At 55.9% G+C, this 24,042-nt stretch carries 19 protein-coding genes; 11 read left to right on the top strand and 8 right to left on the bottom strand.

The window, feature by feature from the left end; all coding sequences use genetic code 11:
• Nucleotides 1–201: 201 nt before the first annotated feature.
• Nucleotides 202–2,337 carry an FAD-dependent oxidoreductase gene (locus tag HQL52_09215; GenBank protein ID MBF0369620.1) on the top strand — a complete coding sequence of 712 codons (2,136 nt, stop codon included), beginning with the start codon at nucleotides 202–204 and terminating at the stop codon, nucleotides 2,335–2,337.
• Nucleotides 2,338–2,836: 499 nt separating this feature from the next.
• Here the strand turns inward: HQL52_09215 and clpA are convergent, their stop codons facing one another.
• The 6 genes from clpA to HQL52_09185 all read right to left on the bottom strand — a co-directional run bounded on the left by clpA (nucleotide 2,837) and on the right by HQL52_09185 (nucleotide 9,948).
• Nucleotides 2,837–5,128, bottom strand: a complete 2,292-nt coding sequence (gene clpA, locus HQL52_09210) for an ATP-dependent Clp protease ATP-binding subunit ClpA (GenBank protein ID MBF0369619.1) — start codon at nucleotides 5,126–5,128, stop codon at nucleotides 2,837–2,839.
• Entirely contained in the window at nucleotides 5,125–5,442 is a 318-nt protein-coding gene (gene clpS, locus HQL52_09205; GenBank protein ID MBF0369618.1) for an ATP-dependent Clp protease adapter ClpS, read from the bottom strand. Before clpS ends, clpA begins: the two co-directional genes overlap by 4 nt.
• Nucleotides 5,443–5,655: 213 nt before the next feature.
• Nucleotides 5,656–7,341: a DNA repair protein RecN gene (recN, locus tag HQL52_09200; protein ID MBF0369617.1), complete on the bottom strand. Its 1,686-nt coding sequence runs from the start codon at nucleotides 7,339–7,341 to the stop codon at nucleotides 5,656–5,658.
• Between the two features lie 53 nt (nucleotides 7,342–7,394).
• Nucleotides 7,395–7,817 carry a response regulator gene (locus HQL52_09195; protein ID MBF0369616.1) on the bottom strand — a complete coding sequence of 141 codons (423 nt, stop codon included), beginning with the start codon at nucleotides 7,815–7,817 and terminating at the stop codon, nucleotides 7,395–7,397.
• Nucleotides 7,818–8,117: 300 nt separating this feature from the next.
• The gene (locus HQL52_09190) at nucleotides 8,118–9,062 is read right to left on the bottom strand and encodes an NAD(+)/NADH kinase (GenBank protein MBF0369615.1); all 945 of its coding nucleotides are present in this window, start codon (nucleotides 9,060–9,062) and stop codon (nucleotides 8,118–8,120) included.
• 94 nt (nucleotides 9,063–9,156) lie between these two features.
• Nucleotides 9,157–9,948 carry an ATP-binding protein gene (locus HQL52_09185; protein MBF0369614.1) on the bottom strand — a complete coding sequence of 264 codons (792 nt, stop codon included), beginning with the start codon at nucleotides 9,946–9,948 and terminating at the stop codon, nucleotides 9,157–9,159.
• Between the two features lie 238 nt (nucleotides 9,949–10,186).
• Between HQL52_09185 and HQL52_09180 the strand changes: the two genes are divergently transcribed.
• From HQL52_09180 to HQL52_09170, 3 genes are all read left to right on the top strand, one after another.
• The gene (locus HQL52_09180; protein MBF0369613.1) at nucleotides 10,187–11,023 is read left to right on the top strand and encodes a GTP cyclohydrolase I FolE2; all 837 of its coding nucleotides are present in this window, start codon (nucleotides 10,187–10,189) and stop codon (nucleotides 11,021–11,023) included.
• Between the two features lie 6 nt (nucleotides 11,024–11,029).
• Entirely contained in the window at nucleotides 11,030–12,754 is a 1,725-nt protein-coding gene (locus HQL52_09175; GenBank protein MBF0369612.1) for a proline--tRNA ligase, read from the top strand.
• A gap of 621 nt (nucleotides 12,755–13,375) precedes the next feature.
• Nucleotides 13,376–14,236: a chemotaxis protein CheX gene (locus HQL52_09170; protein ID MBF0369611.1), complete on the top strand. Its 861-nt coding sequence runs from the start codon at nucleotides 13,376–13,378 to the stop codon at nucleotides 14,234–14,236.
• Nucleotides 14,237–14,416: 180 nt separating this feature from the next.
• Here HQL52_09170 and HQL52_09165 read toward each other — a convergent pair whose 3' ends face one another.
• Nucleotides 14,417–14,707: an acylphosphatase gene (locus HQL52_09165; protein MBF0369610.1), complete on the bottom strand. Its 291-nt coding sequence runs from the start codon at nucleotides 14,705–14,707 to the stop codon at nucleotides 14,417–14,419.
• A gap of 26 nt (nucleotides 14,708–14,733) precedes the next feature.
• Nucleotides 14,734–16,350: an L-aspartate oxidase gene (gene nadB, locus HQL52_09160; protein MBF0369609.1), complete on the bottom strand. Its 1,617-nt coding sequence runs from the start codon at nucleotides 16,348–16,350 to the stop codon at nucleotides 14,734–14,736.
• A gap of 169 nt (nucleotides 16,351–16,519) precedes the next feature.
• Here nadB and rpoE point away from each other — a divergent pair, with 169 nt between their 5' ends.
• The 7 genes from rpoE (at nucleotide 16,520) to mnmA (ending at nucleotide 23,925) form a co-directional block, all read left to right on the top strand.
• Entirely contained in the window at nucleotides 16,520–17,104 is a 585-nt protein-coding gene (gene rpoE, locus HQL52_09155) for an RNA polymerase sigma factor RpoE (GenBank protein MBF0369608.1), read from the top strand.
• A 53-nt stretch (nucleotides 17,105–17,157) separates the two neighbouring features.
• The gene (locus HQL52_09150; GenBank protein ID MBF0369607.1) at nucleotides 17,158–17,550 is read left to right on the top strand and encodes a hypothetical protein; all 393 of its coding nucleotides are present in this window, start codon (nucleotides 17,158–17,160) and stop codon (nucleotides 17,548–17,550) included.
• 68 nt (nucleotides 17,551–17,618) lie between these two features.
• Nucleotides 17,619–18,128: a SoxR reducing system RseC family protein gene (locus HQL52_09145; GenBank protein ID MBF0369606.1), complete on the top strand. Its 510-nt coding sequence runs from the start codon at nucleotides 17,619–17,621 to the stop codon at nucleotides 18,126–18,128.
• 8 nt (nucleotides 18,129–18,136) lie between these two features.
• Nucleotides 18,137–19,546: a DegQ family serine endoprotease gene (locus HQL52_09140; protein ID MBF0369605.1), complete on the top strand. Its 1,410-nt coding sequence runs from the start codon at nucleotides 18,137–18,139 to the stop codon at nucleotides 19,544–19,546.
• Between the two features lie 319 nt (nucleotides 19,547–19,865).
• A complete protein-coding gene (locus HQL52_09135; GenBank protein MBF0369604.1) occupies nucleotides 19,866–20,069 on the top strand; it encodes a 30S ribosomal protein S21 in 204 nt (67 codons plus the stop codon).
• A 921-nt stretch (nucleotides 20,070–20,990) separates the two neighbouring features.
• Nucleotides 20,991–22,829, top strand: a complete 1,839-nt coding sequence (locus HQL52_09130; protein ID MBF0369603.1) for a glycosyltransferase family 39 protein — start codon at nucleotides 20,991–20,993, stop codon at nucleotides 22,827–22,829.
• A gap of 16 nt (nucleotides 22,830–22,845) precedes the next feature.
• On the top strand, nucleotides 22,846–23,925 hold the full coding sequence (mnmA, locus tag HQL52_09125) for a tRNA 2-thiouridine(34) synthase MnmA (GenBank protein MBF0369602.1): 1,080 nt from the start codon (nucleotides 22,846–22,848) through the stop codon (nucleotides 23,923–23,925).
• The last annotated feature ends 117 nt before the right edge of the window (nucleotides 23,926–24,042 follow it).

The following is a 24,042-nucleotide window of genomic DNA, read 5'->3' as shown; positions in this document are numbered from 1 at the left end:
TCGCAAGCTGTCTCTACTCTGGATTCCCGCTTGCGCAGGAGTGATGACTATTTTTCCATGTGTGCCATTTTCAATTGGAATGATTGCCTATGAATAAACGATTCCCAATGGTCTGAGGATGTGTGATGCTTGATTTTTTTGGATTGGCAAGAAATACCTTCACCATCCAGCCAACTGCTTTTTTAACAAGCCGGAGAGGTTATGAAAAAAGCCAAGTTTGTTTTGTTGATTGTTATTTTCGGTTTGATCGGGGGATTTTTTATTTTTGGGCTGGGGGATTATCTCAACCTGGAATTCATCAAGTCCCAGCGGGCTGTCATTGAGGCATTCCATGAAAGTCATCCCTTCAAGGCAGCTGGGATCTATTTTTTGCTCTATGTGGTGGTGACCGGACTTTCCCTGCCGGGGGCGGTGCCCATGACCTTGATTGGTGGGGCGATATTTGGTCTTGGATGGGGGACGGTGCTCATCTCTTTTGCCTCCACCATCGGGGCTACTCTGGCTTTTCTGGCTTCCCGGTTTCTTTTTCGGGAGACCATTCGCACTCGTTTTGGGAATCGGATCGGTGCGATTGATCGGGGGGTCCAGAAGGAGGGGGCTTTTTATCTCTTCACCCTGCGTTTGGTGCCTGCCTTTCCTTTTTTCCTGATCAACCTGGCCATGGGGCTGACGGCCCTTTCGACTCCGACCTATTTTTTGGTGAGCCAGATCGGCATGCTGCCGGGGACTCTGGTTTTTGTGAATGCGGGTACGCAACTGGCTCAGATTGATTCGATCTCGGGTATTTTATCTCCAGCCTTGATGGGATCGTTTGTGCTGTTGGGGATTTTTCCGTTGATCGCCAAAAAAATGGTCGCCCTGGTCCAGGCGCGCAAGGTGTTGGCAGGCTATTCCCGACCGAAAAAATTTGACCGCAATCTGATCGTGATTGGGGCAGGCGCAGCAGGGCTTGTGACCTCCTATATCGCGGCGGCGGTCAAAGCGGAAGTCACTCTTATTGAAAAGCACCGTATGGGGGGGGATTGTCTCAATACCGGTTGTGTTCCTTCCAAAGCGATTATCCGCACGGCCAAGTTTCTCTCCCACGCCAAGCGGGCCTCTGAGCTGGGACTCAAGCCGGTGAGTGTTGATTTTGATTTTGTCCAGGTGATGGAACGGGTGCAGCGGGTGATCAAGACCATCGAGCCTCACGATTCGGTAGAGCGTTATACCGAACTCGGGGTGGAGTGCTTGCAGGGGGCTGCCCGAATTACCTCTCCTTATCATGTGGAAGTGAATGGCAAGACGCTTTCTACCCGTAATATCGTGATTGCCACAGGTGCTCGGCCACTGGTGCCGGACATTCCGGGTTTGGAGGAGATGGACTATCTCACCTCTGACACGATCTGGGACATTCGGGAGCAACCCAAGAGACTGCTCGTGATGGGTGGCGGCCCTATCGGCTGTGAGTTGGCTCAGGCTTTTTCCCGCTTGGGGAGTGAGGTGATTTTAGTACAGCGGCGGGATCGTTTGATGGTGCGGGAGGATGTGGAGATTTCCGAGATGGTGGCGGCACGGTTTCGGGGGGAGGGGATTGATCTTCGCTTGGGGTACACGCCGAAGGCATTTCGATGGGTGGATGGGGTGAAAACGTTGATTTGCGTAGCGGGTGGGGAGGAGGTTGCCATTGAGTTCGATCAGCTGTTGCTGGCAATGGGGCGGCGTGCCAATACATCGGGGTTTGGTTTGGAGGAGTTGGGTATTCCGGTGACTTCCAAGGGCACGGTGGAGGTGAACGATTTTTTGGCGACGCGTTTTCCTCATATTTATGCTTGTGGCGATGTGGCTGGCCCCTATCAATTTACCCACACGGCGGCGCATCAGGCTTGGTATACCTCGGTGAATGCGTTGTTTGGTCGGTTTAAAAAATTCAAGGTGGATTATTCGGTGATTCCCTGGTGTACCTTTACTGAGCCTGAGGTGGCGCGGGTGGGGTTGAATGAGATTGAGGCCAAGGAGCGGGGGATTGCTTATGAGGTCACTACTTATGGCATTGATGATTTGGATCGGGCGATTGCGGATGAAGAGGCGCATGGTTTGGTGAAGGTGTTGACGGTCCCGGGTCGGGATAAATTGTTGGGTGTGACGATTGTTGGGGAGCATGGGGGGGATTTGATTGCGGAGTTTGTATTGGCGATGCGTCATGGTTTGGGTTTGAACAAGATTTTAGGCACCATTCACATCTATCCGACGATGGCTGAGGCGAATAAGTATGTTGCTGGCAATTGGAAAAAGGCCCATGTGTCTGAGGGGGTTCTCAGTTGGCTGAAAAAGTATCACACGTGGCAGAGGGGTTAGCTTTTGATCTTATACTATTAAAAAAAAAGAGGTGGGGTTTGGGGAGGATTCGTCCTCCCCAAGGTTTGTCCTTTGATCTTGATCTTGATCTTGATCTTGATTTACATCTTTTGATCTTAATCTTTTGATCTTGATTTACACCCCCCCGGGGGTGTGGGGGCGAGCCCCCACGGTTTTGATCTTGTTTTTGATCTTGATTTATAGTCAATCCAAACCAAAATCGGACAAGATCCTCCAAGAGTCAAAGACAAGGCCAAAACCTTGAGGGCTCCGCCCTCAAACTCCCCGGGGGGGAAAGACAAGGTCAACGGCCTAAAACCTTGGGCTCCGCCCAAACCCGCCAAAGGGTCCAGACCCTTTGGAATCCCGACAAAATCACGTTGTGATTTTGTCATGTGTCTGATTTTGGTTTGGTATGTCTATACATACCCCTGGAGGTGTGGAGGCGAGCCCCCACGGTTTTGATTTTGCCTTTTTTAACTGATAACGGAATCAACGCCTAGCTGGCAGTAACCGCCTCTTTCCCGGCTGGAGCGGTCGCCTGGCAAGCCAGATCCAACTCGCCATCCTTCTCCCGAATAGTAACCGATCCTCCCTGGCGCAGCACGCCGAAGAGAATATCGTCTGCCAGGGGCCTGCGGATTTTATCTTTGATAAGCCGCTCCATGGGTCGGGCTCCCTGCTCCCGGTTGTGGCCTTTGTCTGCCAGCCACTCCCGAGCTGAAGGGTGTGCCACCAGGGAGACGTTTTGGCGCTCCAGGTCAGCTTCCAGCACTAGCAGGCATTTATCCACCACCCGCACGATGGAGCTTCGATCCAGGTGGTTGAAGGAGACGATGGCATCCAGCCGGTTGCGGAATTCCGGGGAAAAGAGTCGTTTGATCTCCTTCAGGTCGTCTCCCTTGTGTCCCTGGGCGACAAAACCCAGGGTGTTGCGCTCCATATCCTGGGCTCCGGCGTTGGTGGTCATGATCAGGATCACATTGCGAAAATCGGCTTTGCGGCCATTGTTGTCGGTGAGTGTGCCGTGATCCATCACCTGGAGCAGAATATTGAACAGATCCGGGTGGGCTTTTTCTATTTCGTCCAGCAGCAGCACTGCGTGGGGATTTTTGGTGACGGCTTCGGTCAAGAGTCCAGCCTGGTCGAATCCCACATAACCCGGAGGGGCGCCGATCAGTCGGGAGACGGTATGGCGTTCCATATATTCGCTCATATCGAAGCGAATCAACTCCACCGCCATCTCCATGGAGAGCTGCCGGGCCAGTTCGGTTTTGCCCACCCCTGTGGGGCCGGAAAAGAGGAAATTACCCAGGGGTTTTTCCGGGTTGCCGAGCCCTGCCCGAGAGAGCTTGATGGCTTCACACACCTGCTCGATGGCCGGGTTTTGGCCAAAGATGGTGATTTGGAGGTTTTTATCAAGACTTTGCAGGGTTTCCCGATCATCCCGACTGACGGTGCGGGGGGGGATTCGGGCCATGCGGGCCACAACCCCTTCGACCTCTTTGACGCCGATGGATTTTTTGCGACGGGAGAGGGGGAGCAGGTGGACTGCGGCACCGGCTTCGTCGATGACATCGATGGCGGAGTCGGGATGGTGGCGGTCGTTGATATGCCTGCCGGAAAGCTCTGCCGCCACCCGGATGGCCGGGGCTGTGTAGCGGATGCCGTGGTGCTCTTCGTAACGGCTTTTGAGCCCTTTCAGAATCTGAATGGTCTCTTCCAGGGAGGGTTCGGGAAGATCGATTTTTTGAAATCGTCTGGCCAGCGCCCGATCTTTTTCAAAAATGCCCCGATACTCCTCGTGGGTGGTGGAACCGATGCAGCGAACGGTTCCGGAAGCGAGGAGCGGCTTCAAAAGATTGGAAGCGTCCATGGTGGAGCCACTGGTGGAGCCTGCCCCGATGATGGTGTGGATTTCATCGATAAAGAGGATGGCTCCTTCACGGTTTTGCAGCTCCTTCAACACCCCCTTGAGCCGCCCTTCAAAATCGCCGCGAAATTTGGTGCCTGCCAGCAGTGAGCCCATGTCGAGGGAGTAGATGACGCTGTTGGCCACCACTTCCGGCACTTCTCCCTTGACGATTTTCAGAGCCAGCCCTTCGGCGAGATGGGTTTTGCCCACCCCGGCATCCCCTACGAAGAGGGGGTTGTTTTTACGGCGGCGACAGAGCACCTGCAAGGTCCGGGTGATCTCCTCACCGCGCCCGATGAGGGGGTCGATTTCCCCTTCTTCGGCATTTTTGTTGAGGTTGACGGTATAAAGCTCCAGGGGGTTGGCCTTGGGCTTGGTTGGGTTTTGACCCGGGGCCTGGGGGTTGCCTTCAGCCTGTTCTTCTTCGTTCCCCTCTTCGCTGTCAACCCCCATGCCGTGGGAAAGAACGGTCTGGACATCCAGCCGGGAAATGTTTTGCCGCTCCAGAAAAAAGACCGCATGGGACTCTTTTTCGCTGAACATCGCCACCAGCACATAAGCCCCGGTGACGGTGTTTTGCCCCGCAGCCTGCACCTGATAGACCGCCCGCTGGATGACCCGTTGGAACCCCACGGTAGGGGTGATTTCCAGCTCCTCATCCTCTTCGCTGCCGGTGGGGATGTGGCTGGAAAGGTGGGTGGCGAGATCGTTCGACAGCTTTTGCAGATCGCAACCGCAGGCGATCAACACGTCGGAGACCTCCGGATTATCGGTCAAGGCCAGGAGTAGATGCTCAACGGTGGCGTATTGGTGACCCTGTTTTTGGGCGGAGCGTAAGGCCCGATTCAGGGAGGATTCCAGCTGTTTGCTGATCATGCGTCTTTTTCCATTCGGCACTGAAGTGGGTGGCCACTGTTGCGGGCGTGCTGATTGACCTGTACGACCTTGGTTTCAGCGATTTCCCGGGGATAGAGCCCACAGGTTCCTTGTCCCTGCTGATGTACGTCCAACATGATCTGAGTTGCTTGTTCCCTTGATTTTCGGAAAAAGCGCATCAGGAGATCCACGACAAAATCCATGGGAGTGAAGTCGTCGTTTAACAAAACCACCTTAAAAAAAACAGGCTCCCTGACATCGGAGTGGGACTTGTTCAGGACTTCCGTATCCGACGAATGGTTGTTGATGCTCATGAAACCTCATTCTGATGGTGGTGCGAAAGGGAAAGCCGTCCAAAGGGCTCGATTCCCAACGCCTGACTTTCCAACCTTGAGGGTCTATTTTACCCGAACCCGAAACAATTATAACAGAAAAGAAAACAGCTCCCGGGCATCTAACCTGAAAAATCCCCCAGGCAGGTGTTTATACAGGTGAATCACCAACAGCCCGATAGGCGTGCCACGCCATCAACTCCCCTGGGTCGCCGCCGCTGATTGTAGAAGCTCCCGGGCATTGTGTCGTGTGGTTTCGGTGATCTCTTCCCCCGCCAGCATCCGGGCGATCTCTTCCACCCGGGCGGATTCGTCCAGAGGCTGTACCCCCACCCGGACCCTGCCACCCTGGGTTTTTTTGGCCACCTTGAGATGTCCCGTTCCCCAGGCAGCCACTTGGGGCAGATGGGTGATGGCGAGCACCTGCCGGGGGGTGGCGGCGACTTGGGCGAGTTTGGCCCCGATGGCTGCCGCAACCCGTCCACCGACCCCCACATCCACCTCGTCGAAGATCAATGTTGGCACGGTTACCGCATCGGCGAGGACGGTTTTCAAGGCCAACATGATACGGGAAATTTCTCCCCCCGAAGCGACCTGCCGCAAGGGTTTCAGGGGTTCTCCGGGGTTGGCGCTCACCTGAAAATCGATTTGGTCCTGCCCCTGACGCCTGGGAGTATCAGCACGCTCACCAAAGGAGACACCAAAGCGGGTTTGGTTCATGTAGAGCGCCTTGAGTTGCCCCTCTACCTCCGATGTCAGGCGTTTGGCTGCCTTGCGGCGGGAGTCGCTGAGCCCCTTGGCCTTTTTAAAATAGGCCGCCTGGGCCCGGGAAAGTTCCTCGCTCAGAGCCGCTTCGGTTTCATCGAGATTATCCAGACCATCCAGCTCATCCCGCCAGGTTTTGGCCTTTTGGGGCAATGCATCCGCTTCGCAGTGGTGCTTTCTGGCCAGCCTGCGAATCAGGTCGAGGCGCTCCTCCAAGGCAGCCAACGCTTCCGGATCGGTTTCCAGACCCTCCCCATAGTGACGCAAAGCGTCTGCGGCATCTTGTAGCTCATAGTGCAGGGATTGGACCCGCTCCAACATGGGGGGCAGGACCGGATCAAGATCGGCCACCCCCTCCAGGAGCCCGGCAGAGCGTCCAGCCAGATCCATGGCCGAGTCGCCACTATCAGCCAAAAGTTCCACCGCCTCTCTGGCCGCTTCTCCCAACCGCCCCGCATGGGCCAGCCGCCCCCGGCGTCCTTCCAAAGCCTCCATTTCACCCGGCTCCACCCCGGCATTTTCCAGCTCTTCCAGCTGAAAGGCCAAAAAAGCCCGCCGCTCGGAAGCTTCCCTGGCCTGCACCTGCAAAGCGGCCAACTCCCGACGAATGCCATCCCATCGATCAAAACAGGTGGCAGTCGCCTCCACCAGCGGCGTGTGGGCGGCATAGGCGTCCAAAATCGCCAGATGAGCCGATGCGTGGAGCAGGGATTGGTGCTGATGCTGGCCGTGGAGATCCACCAGCAGCTCCCCGGCCTGGGCCAGGGTGGAGAGGGGGACAGCATGGTCGTTCAAAAAGGCGCGACTGCGGCCAGTGCGGGAGAGGGTCCGGCGCAAAAACAGGCTGCCATCCCCGCTACCCAGAGCAAGCTCCTCAAGCCAAGCGTGTACGGGATGCTCAACAGGGGGGTCGAAGCGGGCGGAAACCGTGGCCTGGTCAGCCCCGGTACGGATCAAACCGCCGGTGGCCCGCTCCCCCAGGGCCAGGGTCAAGGCGTCGATCAGGATCGATTTACCCGCCCCGGTCTCCCCGGAAATGATGGTCAGTCCCCCATCGAAGGCGATTTCCAGACGCTCCACAAGGGCGATATTTTCCACCGTGAGCTGACAAAGCATGAGCGGGAGGATTCCTGATCAGATGCGAGGGAAAATATCGACAGGGAACCCGGTCAAGAGCCGGGCTGGGAGGGGAGGAGTTTATGCTCCCGAAGTTTATTCAGCAGAACGTTGCGCAGTACCGGTTTGGCCAGATAGTCGTTGCAGCCACTGCGGAAGCAGGCGTTGATATGTTCCTGTCCGGCATCCAGGGCGGTCACCATGATGATGATGGCTCCTTGCCCAGGTTCCGGTTTGGGGCCGTAGGCGCTCTCTTCCATCTGCCGAATGCCCACCAGCGCCTGCTCACCGTCCATCTCGGGCATCATGATATCCAGCAGCACCAGATCATAGGGCTCGCCGTTCATGAGTTCCATTTCAAAGATTTCCACCGCTTCAGCGCCATTGATGGCCAAGTCGCAATCGGCCATGGAACCCAAAATGGTTTTGAGAAGCATGCGATTGGGAAATTCATCATCAACGATCAGCACCTTCATCGGGTCATGCTCCCATTGGCAGCGCATCCAAAAGCGCATCTAAAACAATAGAGTGTTCAGTATTAAGATTAACCAATGAAAGGAAAAAATCAATTAATATTAAAGTGAAACCTCTTCATTTTCAGGATCAATTCAACCGGTGGCCCAGGGGATGAAACACACCGCTACACCCCTCATCAGGGAATGTCGGTGCTATCTTTCCTCCGCAAACAGACGGGTGCATCATCCACTCCTTCAAAAAGAAGATGAATCACCCATCATCCACTAAGAGGGGAGCGCTTGGACCCTTGGAAAATCAGCCTATTCTGTTTCAGGTAGATAAATGTCACCCACCTGCTCCCCCCAACGCAATTTATTGCGCAAGACATCATAATAGTTCCGATCCGCTCGGTGTAAAATCCGTAAACGACGTTCAGATTGACGAATGAGGATTCGATCCCGGTGGAGCAGGGGAAAGCCGCTCTGGCCATCCAGGGTCAGTAACCGGTCCTGCCCATCTGGTGTCAGGGTGATGGTGGCGGTTCCCTGACCCGGCACGGCAATGGGGCGATTGGTGAGGGTATGGGGGCAAATGGGTACCAGCAAAATCGCATCCAACGAGGGGTGAATAATCGGGCCACCGGCAGAGAGGGAATAGGCGGTGGAGCCGGTAGGGGTAGAGACGATCAAGCCATCGGCCCGGCTGGAAAAGACAAACTGGTCGTCAATGGCCACTTCAAATTCAATCATCCGGGCCAGCTCACCCTTGTGAATCACCACATCGTTCAACACCCGTCGGGAGAGTACCTCTACGTCATCCCGAACCACCGAAATTTCCAATATCATCCGGGTTTCGGTTTTATGGTGGCCCGCCAGGATGGCTTCAAATGCCGCATATATGTCGTCGTGGGCCACCTCGGTGAGAAATCCGAGCCTGCCCATATTGATCCCCAGAAGGGGGACGTTGCGATCACCCACCGCCCGGGCTGCACCGATGAAGGTGCCATCTCCCCCGATCACCACCACCAGATCCTGCCCCTGGGTCAATCCTTCCGGGGTGGTTTCAATCTGAATGGCAGAGGGCAGGCCGGGGCGCTTGGCGACCTCTTCACAGATCGTCACCCCGCGGCCCCGTTGTTCCAGCCAGATAGCCAGATCGCGGCTGGCTTCAATCGCCCGGGGGTCGGAGCGTTTGGTGATGATGCCGATCTGTTTCATGGAGGAAGGGTCTGGCGTTTCCAGGGGAATAGGGGTGGGATCAGTCAAGATGAGGGTTCCCAAGTGGTGTTTTGGTCTGCATGTTTCCATCCCCATTCAGGAGCAGGGCTTTTGATCCAATCGGTTGCTTTTGGTCCATCGGTTACTTTTGGCTCCCCCGTCCACGCATGTCAATCATGAATTGGCGGGCAACCCGGCCACTTCTGGCCCCCCGAAGGCGCGCCCAGTCCAGAGCTTCCCGGCGCAATGTCTCGGACGAGACCCCTAAATCTAACCGCCTGGCATGGGCCATGACAATGGCCAGATAGGTCTCCTGGTCGAAAGGGTGAAAACCGAGCCAGAGCCCGAAGCGGTCCGAAAGGCTGATCTCCTCCTCGGCGCTCTCATGGGGATGAATCTCTCCCTGGGCTGCGGTGGGGTCGGCCTCAAAAGCTCTCGGCATCAGGTGTCGGCGGTTGGAGGTGGCGTAGAGCAGGACATTGGCGGGTCGGGCTTCCACCCCTCCTTCCAGCACCCCTTTCAGGGTTTTGTGTGCCGGATCTCCCGCTTCGAAGGAGAGTTCATCACAAAAGAGTAGAAAAGGATGGGGCAGGGGGCGCAATTGCTCCAAAATATCCGGCAGATGCAGCAGATCCCCTTTGTTGATTTCGACAATTTTGAGCCCCTTGTCGGCAAACCGGGTGGCCAGGGCTTTGACCAAAGATGATTTACCCGTGCCACGGCTGCCCCAGAGCAGGGCATCGTTGGCGGGCAGGCCATCGACAAAACAGCGGGTGTTGCGGGTGAGAACCGCCTTGGCCCGGTCGATGCCCAGGAGTTCATCCGGATCCAGTCGATGGGGATGGGCTACCGGTCGCAGGCTTGCTTCCCCCTCCAGAGGTACCTGCCAGCGAAAGGCGCTGTATTGTTGGAATATTTCCCGGGAGAGGGGCATGGCAGGAGCCCCTCGGGTTAAAAAAGTTTCGAGCCCTGTGAGGAGTCGTTTCAGTCGCCTTTGAGAGATCCAACCAGTCTGAAAATGCATGGAAAACCCTATCTTGTCAGCGGGAAGGTTCCCACCCTTGCTTTGCGTTATTTGAGGAATGCCGATATAGTGACCGATTACTTTGGATTCGGGGGTACTATTTTCCCGTAGCCGAAATTTTTGAGACTTTTCTCCAGGATAGCGCCCCATGACTCTGAACAGTACCGGCAATGCCCCTCCGCCCCTCGATTGTTCTGAAGAGGATCCCCTGGCAGATGTTCAGTCCCAGACCGATAATCGCCAGCTCTCCATCGACAAGGTGGGGGTCAAGGATATCCGCTATCCCATTGAAGTCCGGGATCGTCGCCAAGGGACACAACACACCATCGCCTCGGTCAACATGTACGTCAACCTGCCACACCACTTCAAAGGGACGCACATGTCCCGATTTTTGGAGGTGCTGACGGAGCACGACCGGGCCATTTCAGTTAAAAACCTGCCGGTGATTTTAGGGAAAATTCAGGAACGCCTGGCCGCCCAGGAGGCCCACATCGATCTGGAATTTCCCTATTTTATCCACAAAAAAGCCCCGGTGTCTGGCCTTGAGTCGATGATGGACTATCGGGTGCGTTTTTCCGGTGTGGTGCGGGGCGATGCCTACCAGATGACCTTGGCAGTAGAGGTGCCGGTGACCTCCTTGTGCCCCTGTTCCAAGGAACTTTCCGACCAAGGTGCCCACAATCAGCGCTCCAAGGTGACGGTGGCCCTTCGGTTTAATAAGTTTCTCTGGGTGGAGGAGGTGATCGACATCGTCGAAAAAAACGCCTCCTGTGAACTTTACGCCATTCTCAAACGTTCGGATGAAAAATATGTCACCGAGCGCGCCTATGCCAATCCCCGTTTTGTGGAAGATATGGTGCGTGGGGTTGCCGCTGATCTGGAAGCGGATTCCCGTGTGGAGTGGTATACTGTCGAGTCGGAAAATTTTGAATCCATTCACAACCATTCGGCCTACGCTTTCATCGAAGGTGGCCCCAAGGACTGATCGACCATGCGTTTTACCAAAACCCTGATTCCCACCCTCAAGGAAACCCCTCAGGAGGCCAAGGTCGCCTCCCACCGCCTCATGCTCCGGGCGGGTCTCGTCCGGCAGTTGGGGGCAGGGATTTATACCTGGTTACCTTTGGGGCTGCGGGTGTTGCGCAAGGTGGAGCAAATCGTCCGGGAAGAGATGGACGCAGCCGGGGCCATGGAGGTGCTGATGCCGGCGGTGCAGCCAGCGGAACTCTGGAAAGAGTCCGGGCGCTGGGATCACTATGGCAAAGAGCTGCTGCGCTTTCAGGATCGCCACGACCGGGATTTTTGTTTCGGTCCCACCCACGAAGAGGTCATCACCGATCTGGTGCGCCGGGAGATCCGCTCCTACAAAGAGCTGCCGATCAATCTTTACCAAATTCAGACCAAATTTCGCGATGAAATTCGCCCCCGTTTCGGCATCATGCGGGGCCGGGAATTTTTGATGAAGGATGCCTACTCCTTCAATCTCGATCAGGAGAGCCTGGATCAAACCTATCAGGAGATGTATGACGCCTATGGCCAGATTTTCCGGCGCTGTGGGCTGGGCTTTCGGGCGGTGGAGGCGGATACCGGGACCATTGGCGGCGCTTCGTCCCATGAATTTCACGTTTTGGCCGACTCCGGGGAGGATCTCATCGCCTCCTGTGCTGAGTGTGACTATGGGGCCAATCTGGAAAAAGCGACAGCCAGAGCCTCTGCCGATATCACCCCGACCACCTCCCGGGAGCCCCTCACCCGAGTGGAAACCCCCGGGCAAAAAACCATCGATCAGGTGGCTGGATTTTTAAAGGTTCCCCTCACCCAGACCGTCAAGAGCCTGGTGGTGCTGGCGGATGGCAAGCCCCATATGCTTCTTTTACGGGGAGATCACACCCTGAACGAAATCAAGGCGGGTAACCTGCTGACAGGGGAGCTGATCATTCCCGAACCCGCCAAAGCCGCACAGTTGGCCGATCTGCCTGTGGGCTCCATGGGGCCGGTGGGGAGTGCATTGCCGATCCTGGCTGATTCAGCCCTCGAAGAGATGGGCAATTTTATCTGCGGAGCCAACGACGACGGCTGGCATCTGACCGGCGTCAACTGGGGGCGGGATCTGGAAAAACCCCGTTTTGCCGACATTCGCAACGTCGAGGCGGGGGATCCCTGTCCAAAATGTTCCGCCGGCAGCCTCAAGATGGATCGCGGGATCGAGGTGGGCCACGTCTTCAAGCTGGGGGATAAATATTCCCAGGCCATGGGGGTGGTAGTGCTCAACGACCAGGGTCGGGAGCAGACCCCTCTCATGGGCTGCTACGGCATCGGGGTTTCGCGGATCGTGGCGGCGGCCATTGAGCAAAACCACGACGACAACGGCATCATCTGGCCCATGGGATTGGCCCCCTATCAATTGCAGATATTACTCCTGAACCCCAAGCAGACGGAAACCCGGGAGGTGGCCCTGGAGCTTTATCAACGGCTGATCGGACATGGGGTGGAGGTGCTGCTGGATGATCGGGATGAGCGCCCGGGGATTAAATTCAAGGAAGCCGACCTTTTGGGCATTCCTCTGCGGGTGGTTGTGGGGGGGCGTAGCTTTAAACAGGGGGCTCTGGAGGTGCAGGCCCGGGCCGGTGGTGAGGCCCAACAAGTGCCCATCCTGGAGGGAGTGCAAACCTTGCTGCGGGAGCTTCAGGGGGGTGGAGACGATCAGCTGGGCTGATTTTCCTCTTGCCGCTCCCCTCACCGTTGATTTTGACGAGAGCTGTAACTTTTCCGACACTTGGCCGTTCCCGATCTCTCTTTCGGGCTTTTAAAAAAATTTTCAGCCTGGACCATTTTTTTCCTTCAGTGGTCCAGGCTGAAGCATCACACCTGATCCCCTTTTCCTGCCCTTTTGTTCGTCCCAAATCCTTTCGACTCATCCATGTTACGAGCACCTCTCAAAGCCGTTATTCTTTGAGGTGAATCAAGAGAGTTGATAAGTTGAAGTTTTTTTCAATTTCTTTTCAGTTCGGTAAAATTTGCTTGTCTTTTTGTCCTACAACGTATCATGATGTCACCATCACCCGGGTGACTTGGTTTTTTAAATCATTCACTCCAGCCCAAGCCCCCTGACAGAACTTTTTTGGGGAGGTGAAAGGCTCTGATTTGGTTTGGTTCACGCTGGTTTGAATCCTGTTGGTTTGAATCCTGCTAGTTTGAATCCTGTTGGTTTGAATCCTGCTAGTTTGAATCCTGCTAGTTTGAATCCTGTTGGTTTGAATCCTGCTAGTTTGAACCCTGCAAGTGCAATATATGTTGTCGAATCGGATATTCCCTTTTTGGGAGAGGACCTGAAGAGATGATCGATGATTTTTTTCCAGTTCTCCGGGAGGTGGTCGCAGAGCTTGCCGACACCATGCTGTTCATCCAAATCGAACCGGGTGAGGAGGGGATGGAACCCTGTGATCTGGCGGTCAACCACAGTAGCATTGTCGGCTTCAGTGGCGCTTTGAGAGGCAGCCTGCGCCTGGCTGGTCCGGATTCGACCGTGCTTAAGCTGGCTGGAGCTCTCCTCGGGGATGTACCGGAAAAACTGGATGCCGATGCGTCGGATGCCTTTGCCGAACTGGCCAATATGATTGGTGGAGGGGTCAAAAACCATCTGGAGAGCCGCCTGGGGCCCATCCGCATGTCCCCACCGGTGGTGATTTCCGGTGAAGGTCACGGGGTAACCCGGGAGAAGGATTTTGCCTGCCTCAGCCATCAGTTCAAGCTGGATGGTGAACTCTTCTTTGTGGAAACTTTTATCTCCGAAGAGGAGCCCGACAAAGCCGCTCTGGCGGAGGAGACCGCTTCTTCGGATCATTGGAATAATGGCTCAGCTGAAGATATTTCCGACACCATCGAAAAAGCCCTGGCCCCGGGCATCCGGGAGGTGATCCGGGAGAGCACCAGTGAAACAGTGGGGGAACTTGTTCGGGAAGCCCTGCCCCGGGTGGCTGAAGGGTTGGTTCGAGAGGAGATCGAACGGATCAAGAGGGAGGGTGACGACGGCCTCTCCGAGGCAAGCTTGGCCAAAGCTGTGGAATCAGCTTTCACCCCCCAGGTCACTGAGATCGCCCAGACCACTGCCCGGGAGATGACCCGGGATCTGCTGCCTGGTATTGCCGAAAAGTTGGTTCAAGACGAAATCAGACGCATCAAAGTGGAAGCGGGCTGAGGCTTTTGAAGGGCCTGTTTTTTGAAAAAGAGATCGGTTTTTTGAGCTGGCGGTAACTGGATGATTCTGTTTAGCCTGGCGGTAATCTGATGATAGGGTCCGGCTGGGCGGTTGTCGGACAACTTGGCTGCGCTTTCAGTCAGAAGCATGCGCCCGTTTATTCCTCCCAAGGTCCCATCATCAATAACGGACTTCAAATTTTCCAGGAATTTTCTGGGGAACCGGCTGTTCCGACACTTCCATCCGGGTGACCGACGCCAGAGGAGGCCCCTGGCGGCACCAGGCGATCATTTTTTCAATATCCCCAGCCAAGCCGATCAACTCCCCCTCCACAGAGCCGTCAGCTCTATTGCGCACCCATCCCACAAGCCCCAGACGGATCGCCTCCTTCTGGGTGCTGCCCCGATACCACACCCCCTGTACCCGGCCAAAAACCTGAATATGGCGGCAGATTTTTTGTTCCTGAGGCATCGGTGAGGTTCCTTTTATACAGGGATTCAGCCCATGATGGGCAGGATTGTATCCTTGCCCCACGCTTCATCATCCCGCTCGGGATGGTTGGTATTGAAGTGCAGGCCCCGGCTCTCTTTGCGATGGATGGCAGAGCGAATAATCAAAGAGGCCACCAGGGTGAGATTGCGTAGCTCAATCAAATCCCGGGATATCTGACAGTTCCAGTAATATTCGTTGATCTCCCGGGAGAGCATTTCCACTCGCCGCTTGGCCCGAGCCAAGCGCTGATCTGAACGGACGATGCCCACATAATTCCACATGAAACGACGGATTTCGTCCCAATTGTGGGAGATGAGGACTTCCTCTTCGCACAGGCCGGTATCAAAATTGTCCCAGGAAGGAATTTTGGGGGGGGGATAGGGAAGGGGCTGGCTCATCTCCTGATGAATGCGTTTTTCTGCGGCGATGGCAAAAACCAGGCACTCCAGGATGGAGTTGGAAGCGAGTCGATTGGCGCCGTGGAGGCCGGTATGGCCTGCTTCACCCACAACGAACAGGCCATCCAGATCGGTCTTGCCGTTCAAGTCTGAAATGACCCCGCCACAGGAATAGTGGGCGGCAGGCACCACCGGAATCGGATCCTTGGCCATGTTGATGCCCAGATCACGGCATTTTTCAAAAATGGTCGGAAAGCGGGTCTGAAGAAATTTTTTACCCTGGTGGGTAATGTCCAGAAAAACGCAATCATCCCCAGTGCGCTTCATCTCAAAGTCGATGGCCCGGGCGACGATGTCCCGGGGGGCCAGCTCTTTTTTGGGATGGTGGCGCTTCATGAAGGGTTTGCCGTTTTTCAGGATCAGCACCCCCCCTTCGCCCCGTACCGCCTCGGAAATGAGGAATGATTTGGCCTGGGGGTGATAGAGGCAGGTGGGGTGAAACTGGATGAATTCCATGTTGGCCACCCGGCATCCTGCCCGGTAGGCCATGGCAATGCCGTCTCCGGTGGCGGTGTCGGGATTTGAGGTATAAAGATAGACCTTGCCCGCCCCACCGGTGGCAAGGATGGTAAAACGGGCTTGAAAGGTATTAACCTTACGGGTTCCAATATCCAGGGCATAACAACCGAAGCAGCGGTTGGGCTGCCCGGGGATGAATTGTCCCAGCTTGTGGGCGGTCACCAGATCAATGGCGATCTGGTGGGGGAGCACGTTGATTCGAGGGTGGGCGTTGGTTTTTTGTAGCAGGGTCTGCACCACCGCCTTACCGGTGGCGTCGTCGGTATGGATGACCCGACGGGCTGAGTGGCCCCCCTCCAGCGTCAGGTGATAGCCTTTCCGATCCCGGGTGAAGGGAACCCCGAGTTGGATCAGATGCTCGATGGCGGGGCTGCCGTTTTCCACCACAAACTGTGCGGTGTCCAGATGGCAGAGACCCACCCCGGCGTTTAAGGTGTCCTCAATGTGGGCTTCGTTGCGATCTTTCGGATCAAGCACCGCAGCGATGCCTCCTTGGGCATAGAGGCTGTTGGATTCCTCTGCCTGAGTCTTGCTCAGGACGATGACTTCACCATATTCGGCCAGGCGCAAAGCCAGATCCAGACCGGCAATACCGCTGCCGATGATGAGGAAATCAGAGGTGATTGGGTTCGTGTTGGGTGGCATGTTGTTCATGATTGTACTATTGTCCCCCTATTAAGGGGCTGTCAAGATGTGCAACAGGGTGCCTCACAAAAAAGAAAACGTGAACTTTTCCACAACGATCATGTCCTTTAGGTTAAGGGGTAATTGATGACAATGCCATTAGACGCCACCTCCGAAGTGAGCCGGGCCGGTGGTGTCAGCTGACCAACTGCTGGTCGAGAAGGCGAAAAAGGGGGACAATAAAGCCTTCGAGCTGCTGGTGCGCAAGTATCAGGGAAAGATTGGCTCGGTTATCTCCCGTTTTGTGTCGGATCCCCAGAAAGTTCAGGATCTGACCCAGGAGGCCTTTCTGAAGGCCTACCGTGCCCTGGCCAATTTTCGGGGTGAAGCGGCTTTCTATACCTGGCTTTATCGAATTGCGGTCAACACCGCTAAAAATTTTTTACTCTCCAAGGATCGAACCGTACCCTTGGATGATATGGAGCTGGAAAACGCCGATCGGGTGGCACCACAATTGCGTGACCACGATACACCCGAGCGGAGAGTTCTCCGTGATGAGATGGTAAAAAGGCTGGAAGTGGCCATTGAAACTTTGGCCCCAGCAATGAAAAAAGCCATCGTCCTGAGGGACCTGGAAGGGATGTCCTATGATGAAATATCTGAAATCATGGATTGTCCCATCGGGACTGTGCGCTCGCGGATTTTCAGAGGCCGGCAGGAGATCATCAGTCACATGAAGGGTTACCTGCAGCAAGGGGTGGATGAAACGCCGTAGAGCGTATCCGAACAGGCTAGACAAGGGATGAAGGGAAAGGGGGAATAAAGGCGATGTCGTGCAATCCAGAACTGGTATCAGCGTTTATCGACGGGGAGTTGGACAACATCATTGTCAACTCGGTCACCAAACATCTGCTCAAGTGTGACAGCTGCTGCCACATGATGAGCCGTTTGGCACAAGTGCGGGACGTGGTGTCAGATAAATTTACCCTGCCTGACCCCGAGGGGCTTACCGCCTCGGTGATGGCCGCCATCAACAACGAAAAAATCACCTCCAACGAAGATATTCTGCGCAGGCGTCTGATTCGCTTCGGGGTGCCAGCTGCCATTGCCGCTGCTGCCATCGCCGGGAGTATCCAACAATCCATCGGCCAGGAGCGGGACGCTTTTAATCCCAGCACTTTTATGGCTGACTCTGGAATGAGCCAATCATTCACCAAATAAAAGTGCAAACCCATCAGGCAGATAAGGCCAAAAGAATCCCGGAATAAACGCCCAACGAGGAGAATGCCATGTTACGGGAAGAAGGGCGGGTAGTGGCTCTGGACGGCGATTTTGCCCTGGTGAGCAGCCATCGGCAGAGCGCCTGTGGATCCTGCCAGGCCAAAAGCAGCTGTGCGACTCTCTCCGGCGGCCTGGGGCAGCGGGAAAATCAAATCCGCGCCCATAACCGGGCGGGTGCCGAAGTGGGGGAGCGGGTGGTTCTGGAAGTTTCCGAGGGGCTTTTTCTGAAAGCCTCTTTTTTGATTTACGCCATGCCGGTTTTGGGCTTGGTTTTTGGTGGGGCTCTGGCCCGCTCCCTGGCCCTTTCCATGGGGATTGTGGGAGACAACGCCGAATTGGTGGGGGCCCTTTCGGGGCTGGCTACCTTTGTCGCCAGTTTTATCTGGCTACGTGGCTACAACCGCCGTCTTGAAGGGGACGATAGCATTCGCCCGGTGATCACCCGGGTGCTGTACGATCCTATTTCCCCCATTTCTCCCATTTCCCCTGTTTCCTGTTCCATCGAAGGTGAAGGATAGGTCGTTCCATGTCCCTGCAAAAACGTTCCTCTTGGTGGCTCGTTGCCGCTTTTGTCCTGCTGGTTCCTTTCTCCACCGCCCACGGCGCAAACAATTTTCCCAATTTGGTGCCTCTGGTCAAAAAGCTCAAGCCCGTGGTGGTCAACATCAGTACCACCCAGGTCAAGGAGAGCAGTCGGCAACCCCAGATGAGCCCTTTCGGCGGCATGTCCCCCCTGGATGAATTTTTCCGTCGTTTTTTGGAGCAGATGCCCGAGGAAGAGCAAAAATCCCGCAGCTTGGGCTCCGGCGTGATAATCGACGGTAACGGCTACATTCTCACCAACGACCATGTGGTGGAGGATGCCAGCGAAATTCAGGTGCGCCTCTCCGATGAGCGGGAGTTTACCGCCCAGGTGGTGGGGCGGGATGCCAAAACCGATCTGGCCCTGATCCGCATTGAGGCTGATGGTCAGCTGCCAGCCGCCAAACTGGGGGATTCCGATCAAGCCGAGGTGGGCTCCTGGGTTATCGCCATCGGCAATCCTTTCGGTCTGGAAGCCACAGTGACGACGGGAATTATTTCGGCCAAGGGGCGGATTATCGGCAACGGTCCCTACGACAATTTTTTACAAACCGACGCCGCCATCAATCCCGGCAACTCCGGCGGCCCGCTGTTCAACCTGGACGGTGAGGTGATCGGTATCAACACCGCCATTTTTTCCCGCTCCGGCGGCTCCATGGGAATCGGTTTCGCCATTCCCGTCAATATGGCCAAATCCATCGTCGGCCAGTTGAAGGAAAATGGTCGGGTGACCCGGGGCTGGCTGGGAGTGCGCATCCAGGTAGTCACTGAGGAGCTGGCAGATGCCCTGGGGTTGGAAAATCGGGATGGGGCGTTGGTGGCGAGTGTGGAGAGTTCGAGCCCAGCTGAAGCTGCGGGGGTGCAGCCAGGGGATGTGATTATCCGCTTTGATGGTCGCCAAGTGGGCCGGATGAATGAATTGCCCGCCATCGTCGCAGGCACCCCAGTGGGAAAACAGGTCCAGATGGTGGTGATCCGGGACGGCCAAAAACGCACTCTTGGTGTTAAAATTGCCGTACTCAGCGAAAAGACCAAGTCCACCAAAGATCCGGAACAGGGGGGGGAGAGTTCCCTGGGGCTGACAGTTCATCCGCTCTCAGATCTCTTGCGGGAGCGCCTGGATCTGGCACCGGATACCCAGGGGGTGGTGGTGGCAGAGGTGGACAAGGAGAGCAGCGCTTTTGATGCCGGACTGCGTGCCGGTGACCTGATCAGTGAAATCAACCGCCAACCCATTCGTTCCCTGGGGGATTTCCGCAAGGCGGTCTCCAAGGTGACCAAGGGGCAGCCGGTATTGATGTTGATCCAGAGGGATGGCGCGCCCCTGTTCCTGGCCTTGCAGGGGAATAAATAGAAGCTTGGAGTTCCCAACTGTCGAATTCAGGTTTAAGCGCCAGGGGGCGCTTTGGAAGCTGTTTTCAGATGTCAGGATGGCTTTTCCTTTCCTTGAAACAGCGGGCGAAAAGATAAAAAAGTAGTCGTTATCTGTCCTTTACCATCTTGCTATTTTCCAGGAGATGGGATAAAAGAACTCTGCCTTGTCCCTAGGGGCTGGGATATAAGTATATTTTTTGCCAGAGAAACAGATCGGACCCGGACCAAATATCAGTGGTACCCGGAAAGAACGAATCGGCAAACCGTATTCACACAGGAGCGTGGAGGAGTGAGTTTTCGTGAGGATTGACGTATACGACAACAATGTGGACCAAGCGATTCGAGTTTTGAAGAAAAAGATGATCCGGGAAGGTATGTTTCGGGAAATGAAGAAGCGTAAGTTTTTCGAAAAGCCATCGGAGCGCAAACGGCGGAAAAAAGCCGAGGCGGTCCGGCGTCTGCGCAAAAAACTGCGCCGTAGCGCTGGCAACGGTCTCAACTAGAAGAGACCTGCCCCCCCCTCCGGGAGCGCATCTCTGAAGTGCCCGGAGTCGAAAAAGGCACTCCCCTCCAAGCATGGGGTTCCCTGATCTCTGGACAAGGGCTCTCCGGCTGCGATGCAAGGGCTTTCCGACTGTCATGGGACCAAGCCCGTATACTCTCCAGGGCTGGTCAGCTATCGGAGCGTCTACTCATGGGAAATCCACCTCCCATGGCATCCAATTTTATGGCAACTCTTCTGGGCGTCGACCTGCTTCGTGTAGCTCATGCCCCATTCAGAAGGGCGCGTACACCCTTTATCCTGATATGTCCTTTCCAGGGGGGAACTTGCCGTTCCGTTAGGATGCGGGATGTAGCGAGTCGTGGGAACCACCTCAATCAAGAGTGAGGAGCCATTTTAGTTTGGAACGACCATATCAGGCTCTCTGGTCGTCACTACTCTGCCAACCTTTTCCACCCATCCGAGGGGGATGGCTGCGAGGGGAAATCTTCAGGCAAAGAGGGTGCTTCTATCCCTCAGTTGGTGGTTTGCGCATCCAAGAGCAATCGGCTCAACTCTCCGGAAATCGGCCACCTGACTTCTCCTTATCCTCTCTTATTCTCCTCCAGGGCCGTTACATGAGCCCGGTCCAAAGCCTTTCCCGCTCGTTCGTCAGACCACATTTGCCAGCCCCATAAAAGGCTCTTCAGCCGTTATTCCCACGTATAGCCCATCAGGCCAATTCTGTTGCTCAGCCATTGTCTCCGGGTTTGACCCTCAGCCATACCCCTTTGGATTCACCCTTCACGCATTTCCCCCAGGGGGGATGCCGGGGTATATTCGTGCCCACCACCAAAGGGGCAGGCCATCAATGACCAGAGGCTGAGTTGCCCAGAGTTGCGTCCCATCCACACCTGACAATCCCCAACCCGGGTCGGATTCCATGCTGAATCAAAATATGGCCACTTCTGAGTTGCCCACCAAACCCCAGCTGACAGCCAAATGGTTGTGGGCTTTGGCCGGTATCGTGGGGCTCCATTTGCTCTTCTATTTTTGGGCCCATCCGGTTTTTAAAGGCAGTGACGATCTGGCCTATGCCCAGCTGGCCAATCGGATACTCACCGATACTTATCAGCTGACCCCGGGCCATTTCGTCAATCGATTCGGGCTGTTCATCCCTACGGCCCTCAGCTTTAAACTCTTTGGTTTCAATGGCTATGCCGCCACCCTCTGGCCGCTTTTGGCTTCGACACTGACCATCATCACCCTTTTTTGGGTGACCTGGCGGATGTATGGGGCTGTGGCGGCCTTTTTTGCCGGTTTGCTACTGGCCACCAATCCCTTCCAGATCACCTATACCCTGGTTTTGATGCCCGACGTGGTGATTTCCGCTTATATGTTTTTGGGCGGGGTGGTGCTTTGGTTTTCCCGGGAGGTCGCCACCACCCGGGGGTGTTGGCGTTTGGGTGCTCTGGTTTTTGCCGGGACGTTTTGGCTGGGGGCGTTGACCAAGCTGACCATTTTGTGGCTGCTTCCCTTTGCTTTGGTGCTCATGATCCACGACCTGGGTCGGGGCAGGCACGCCTATTTTTGGGGGTGGACCTTGGCTCTTGGGGTGGTGGGAGGGATTCTTTACGGCTTACCCTATTATCTCGTGACCGGCAATCCTTTCTATCGGCTGGCCGGGGTCAACCACGCCACGGTGACGGCTGGGGATAGCTGGAACTTTGTGGGCAAGCCTTTGATGGCCTATGTGGATCGTTTGACCTGGGAGCCTTTGAGAATGCTTTTGAGGGAGCCGGGTTATCTGACTGTCCTGATGCTCTCTATGCCTGTTTTAGGGAGGATGGGGCGGAGCTGGAGAGGTGTTGACCATCAGAAGGTAGTTGGGGAAGGTGAGGGAGGGGCAAGCCTTCAGGAGGATGCTGAGGGGGTTCGTGGGGTGCCGGGGGGATATTTTTGGGGGCTCTATTTTTGGCTGGTGCTCCTGGCTTTTTGGTTTGGCACCCGCTCCTATTCCCACTACAGTCCCATGCACCTGATGCCCCGGATGTGGCTGCCCATTTTGCCCCCTCTGTGTATTTTGGCCGGGGTGTTTTTGGCCGCTCTCTTTTCGGCTGAGGCGGAGCAGTGGCAAGGGCTTCGCAAGCAGCTTTTGGTGGTCTCCATCAGCTGTGTGGTGTTGGCGGTTTTGTTAAAATATCTGGGTTATAACAAGCGGGCGGTGGTGTTTGCCGGGATTCCGGTTTTTTTCGCTCTGTTTCAGGCTTTTTCACCTTGGCGCCAGCGTACCCCCCGATGGCTCTACCGGGGGGGCTTTGTGGGGCTCGTGGTGCTGGTTTTGACCGCCACCGGAGCCCTGCCCATCATGAACGGCGCGGTGGGGGAGACCCCGAGGCAGCGGTTTGAGCGGGAGATGGTGATAGAGCAGCTTTCTGACGAGGAGCAGGGGATTGTCTTGTCGGATCGGCGTACCATTCTGGCAGCGGCCTATCATTTGGGCTTTGGCCAGCGTTCGGGGCTGGGTTTTGTGGCTTGGGAATTGTGGCGACAGGAGGGGCGCTGGGTGCAGCCTGCAAAAGTGGCTCCCGATACGCCGCTGTTTATCTTGGTCAACCCCCATCGCCTGAAACCTCTGGCCGGGGCTTATGGCTGGGAAGTCCCCCCCTTTGTGGACCATCCTCCCCCTGGCTGGAAAAGGCTGGCTGGGCAGGAGGGGATCTATCTCTATCGGGTGGAGGGGCTGGCAGCACTGCCCCTGACGCCCGCCCCATCCTCTTGAGGGAAAATCAGCTGACATGAAACAAAAGCAACGGGTGGCGGTGGCCATGTCCGGCGGGGTGGATTCGGCCACGGTGGCGGCTCTGCTGCTGGAACAGGGATATGAAGTGGTGGGGCTCACCATGGCCCTCTGGTCCCCAAGCCCGGGGGAGCCCCCTCCAGGTAGCCGGGCCTGCTGCGCCCCGGAAGATGCCTACGATGCCCGCCGGGTGGCCGATACCCTGGGTATTCCTTTTTACATGGTGGATCTGGAGGAGACTTTTCGGGAAGAGGTGGTGGCGGATTTTATCACCGCTTATGCCTCTGGCCGCACCCCCAACCCCTGCGTTCGTTGTAACCAGACGGTCAAGTTTAACCATCTTTTGGCCAAGGCCCGGGCTTTGGAGGCGACCTTTCTGGCCACCGGTCACTATGCCATCCAGGAAGAGAGCCGCAACGGCCAGCCTCTCCTCAGGCGGGGGCGGGATCGGAGTAAGGATCAATCCTATTTTCTCTTTGCCACTACCCTGGCACAGCTTGGCTATCTGCGTTTTCCCCTGGGGGATCTTACCAAAGAGGAGACCCGCAAGTTGGCGGAGCGGTTTGGGCTGCATGTGGCCGACAAACGGGAAAGTCAGGATATCTGCTTTATTCCGGATCAGGATATGGCCGGTTTTTTTGCCCGGCAAAGTCCCCATCTGCTCACCCCGGGTGAGATAGTCGATCAGCAAGGGCAGGCGTTGGGAAGCCATCGGGGGGTGGGGCTCTACACGATTGGCCAGCGCAAGGGGCTGGGCATCGCCGCCCCTGAGCCTCTCTACGTCACCCGGATTGATCCTGAGCAAAATCGCCTGGTGGTAGGGCCCGCCTCAAGCCTCTACCGGCCAAGCCTGGAGGTGATGGATCTCAACTGGCTCGGTGAGCACCCCCCCTCTGCCGGGGATTCGGTTTCCGTGCGCATCCGTTACGCCGCAGAGCCAACCCCGGCCCGTCTGGAGCCCCAGGCCGATGACGCACTTCGGGTGGTGTTCGATACCCCCCAAAGAGCGGTCACTCCGGGGCAGGCGTGTGTTTTTTATCAGGGGGATCGGGTGCTGGGTGGGGGATGGATTTGCTAATATATTGTCTATGCGTATATACGGTTATATGAGTAAATGTCTCGATTTGGAAATATCCCGTTGAGAGCATTTAACCCAAATCCGGCAGTTGGGCATATGCACACGCCCAACTGCCGG

This window comes from Magnetococcales bacterium (assembly GCA_015232395.1).
Lineage (GTDB): Bacteria > Pseudomonadota > Magnetococcia > Magnetococcales > JADFZT01 > JADFZT01.
Note: the sequence above shows the minus strand (reverse complement) of the source record. Positions and strands in the feature narration are given on the sequence as shown.

Excerpts from the sequence above, each read along its gene's own strand:
- clpS (MBF0369618.1), bottom strand. The coding sequence starts at position 5,442 with ATGAGCATCAACAACCATTCGTCGGATACGGAAGTCCTGAACAAGTCC.
- HQL52_09195 (MBF0369616.1), bottom strand. The coding sequence starts at position 7,817 with ATGAAGGTGCTGATCGTTGATGATGAATTTCCCAATCGCATGCTTCTC.
- HQL52_09130 (MBF0369603.1), top strand. The coding sequence starts at position 20,991 with ATGCTGAATCAAAATATGGCCACTTCTGAGTTGCCCACCAAACCCCAG.
- HQL52_09140 (MBF0369605.1), top strand. The coding sequence starts at position 18,137 with ATGTCCCTGCAAAAACGTTCCTCTTGGTGGCTCGTTGCCGCTTTTGTC.
- HQL52_09165 (MBF0369610.1), bottom strand. The coding sequence starts at position 14,707 with ATGCCTCAGGAACAAAAAATCTGCCGCCATATTCAGGTTTTTGGCCGG.
- nadB (MBF0369609.1), bottom strand. The coding sequence starts at position 16,350 with ATGCCACCCAACACGAACCCAATCACCTCTGATTTCCTCATCATCGGC.
- HQL52_09145 (MBF0369606.1), top strand. The coding sequence starts at position 17,619 with ATGTTACGGGAAGAAGGGCGGGTAGTGGCTCTGGACGGCGATTTTGCC.
- recN (MBF0369617.1), bottom strand. The coding sequence starts at position 7,341 with ATGCTTTGTCAGCTCACGGTGGAAAATATCGCCCTTGTGGAGCGTCTG.
- HQL52_09215 (MBF0369620.1), top strand. The coding sequence starts at position 202 with ATGAAAAAAGCCAAGTTTGTTTTGTTGATTGTTATTTTCGGTTTGATC.
- HQL52_09185 (MBF0369614.1), bottom strand. The coding sequence starts at position 9,948 with ATGCCCCTCTCCCGGGAAATATTCCAACAATACAGCGCCTTTCGCTGG.
- HQL52_09175 (MBF0369612.1), top strand. The coding sequence starts at position 11,030 with ATGCGTTTTACCAAAACCCTGATTCCCACCCTCAAGGAAACCCCTCAG.
- clpA (MBF0369619.1), bottom strand. The coding sequence starts at position 5,128 with ATGATCAGCAAACAGCTGGAATCCTCCCTGAATCGGGCCTTACGCTCC.
- mnmA (MBF0369602.1), top strand. The coding sequence starts at position 22,846 with ATGAAACAAAAGCAACGGGTGGCGGTGGCCATGTCCGGCGGGGTGGAT.
- HQL52_09180 (MBF0369613.1), top strand. The coding sequence starts at position 10,187 with ATGACTCTGAACAGTACCGGCAATGCCCCTCCGCCCCTCGATTGTTCT.
- HQL52_09150 (MBF0369607.1), top strand. The coding sequence starts at position 17,158 with ATGTCGTGCAATCCAGAACTGGTATCAGCGTTTATCGACGGGGAGTTG.
- HQL52_09170 (MBF0369611.1), top strand. The coding sequence starts at position 13,376 with ATGATCGATGATTTTTTTCCAGTTCTCCGGGAGGTGGTCGCAGAGCTT.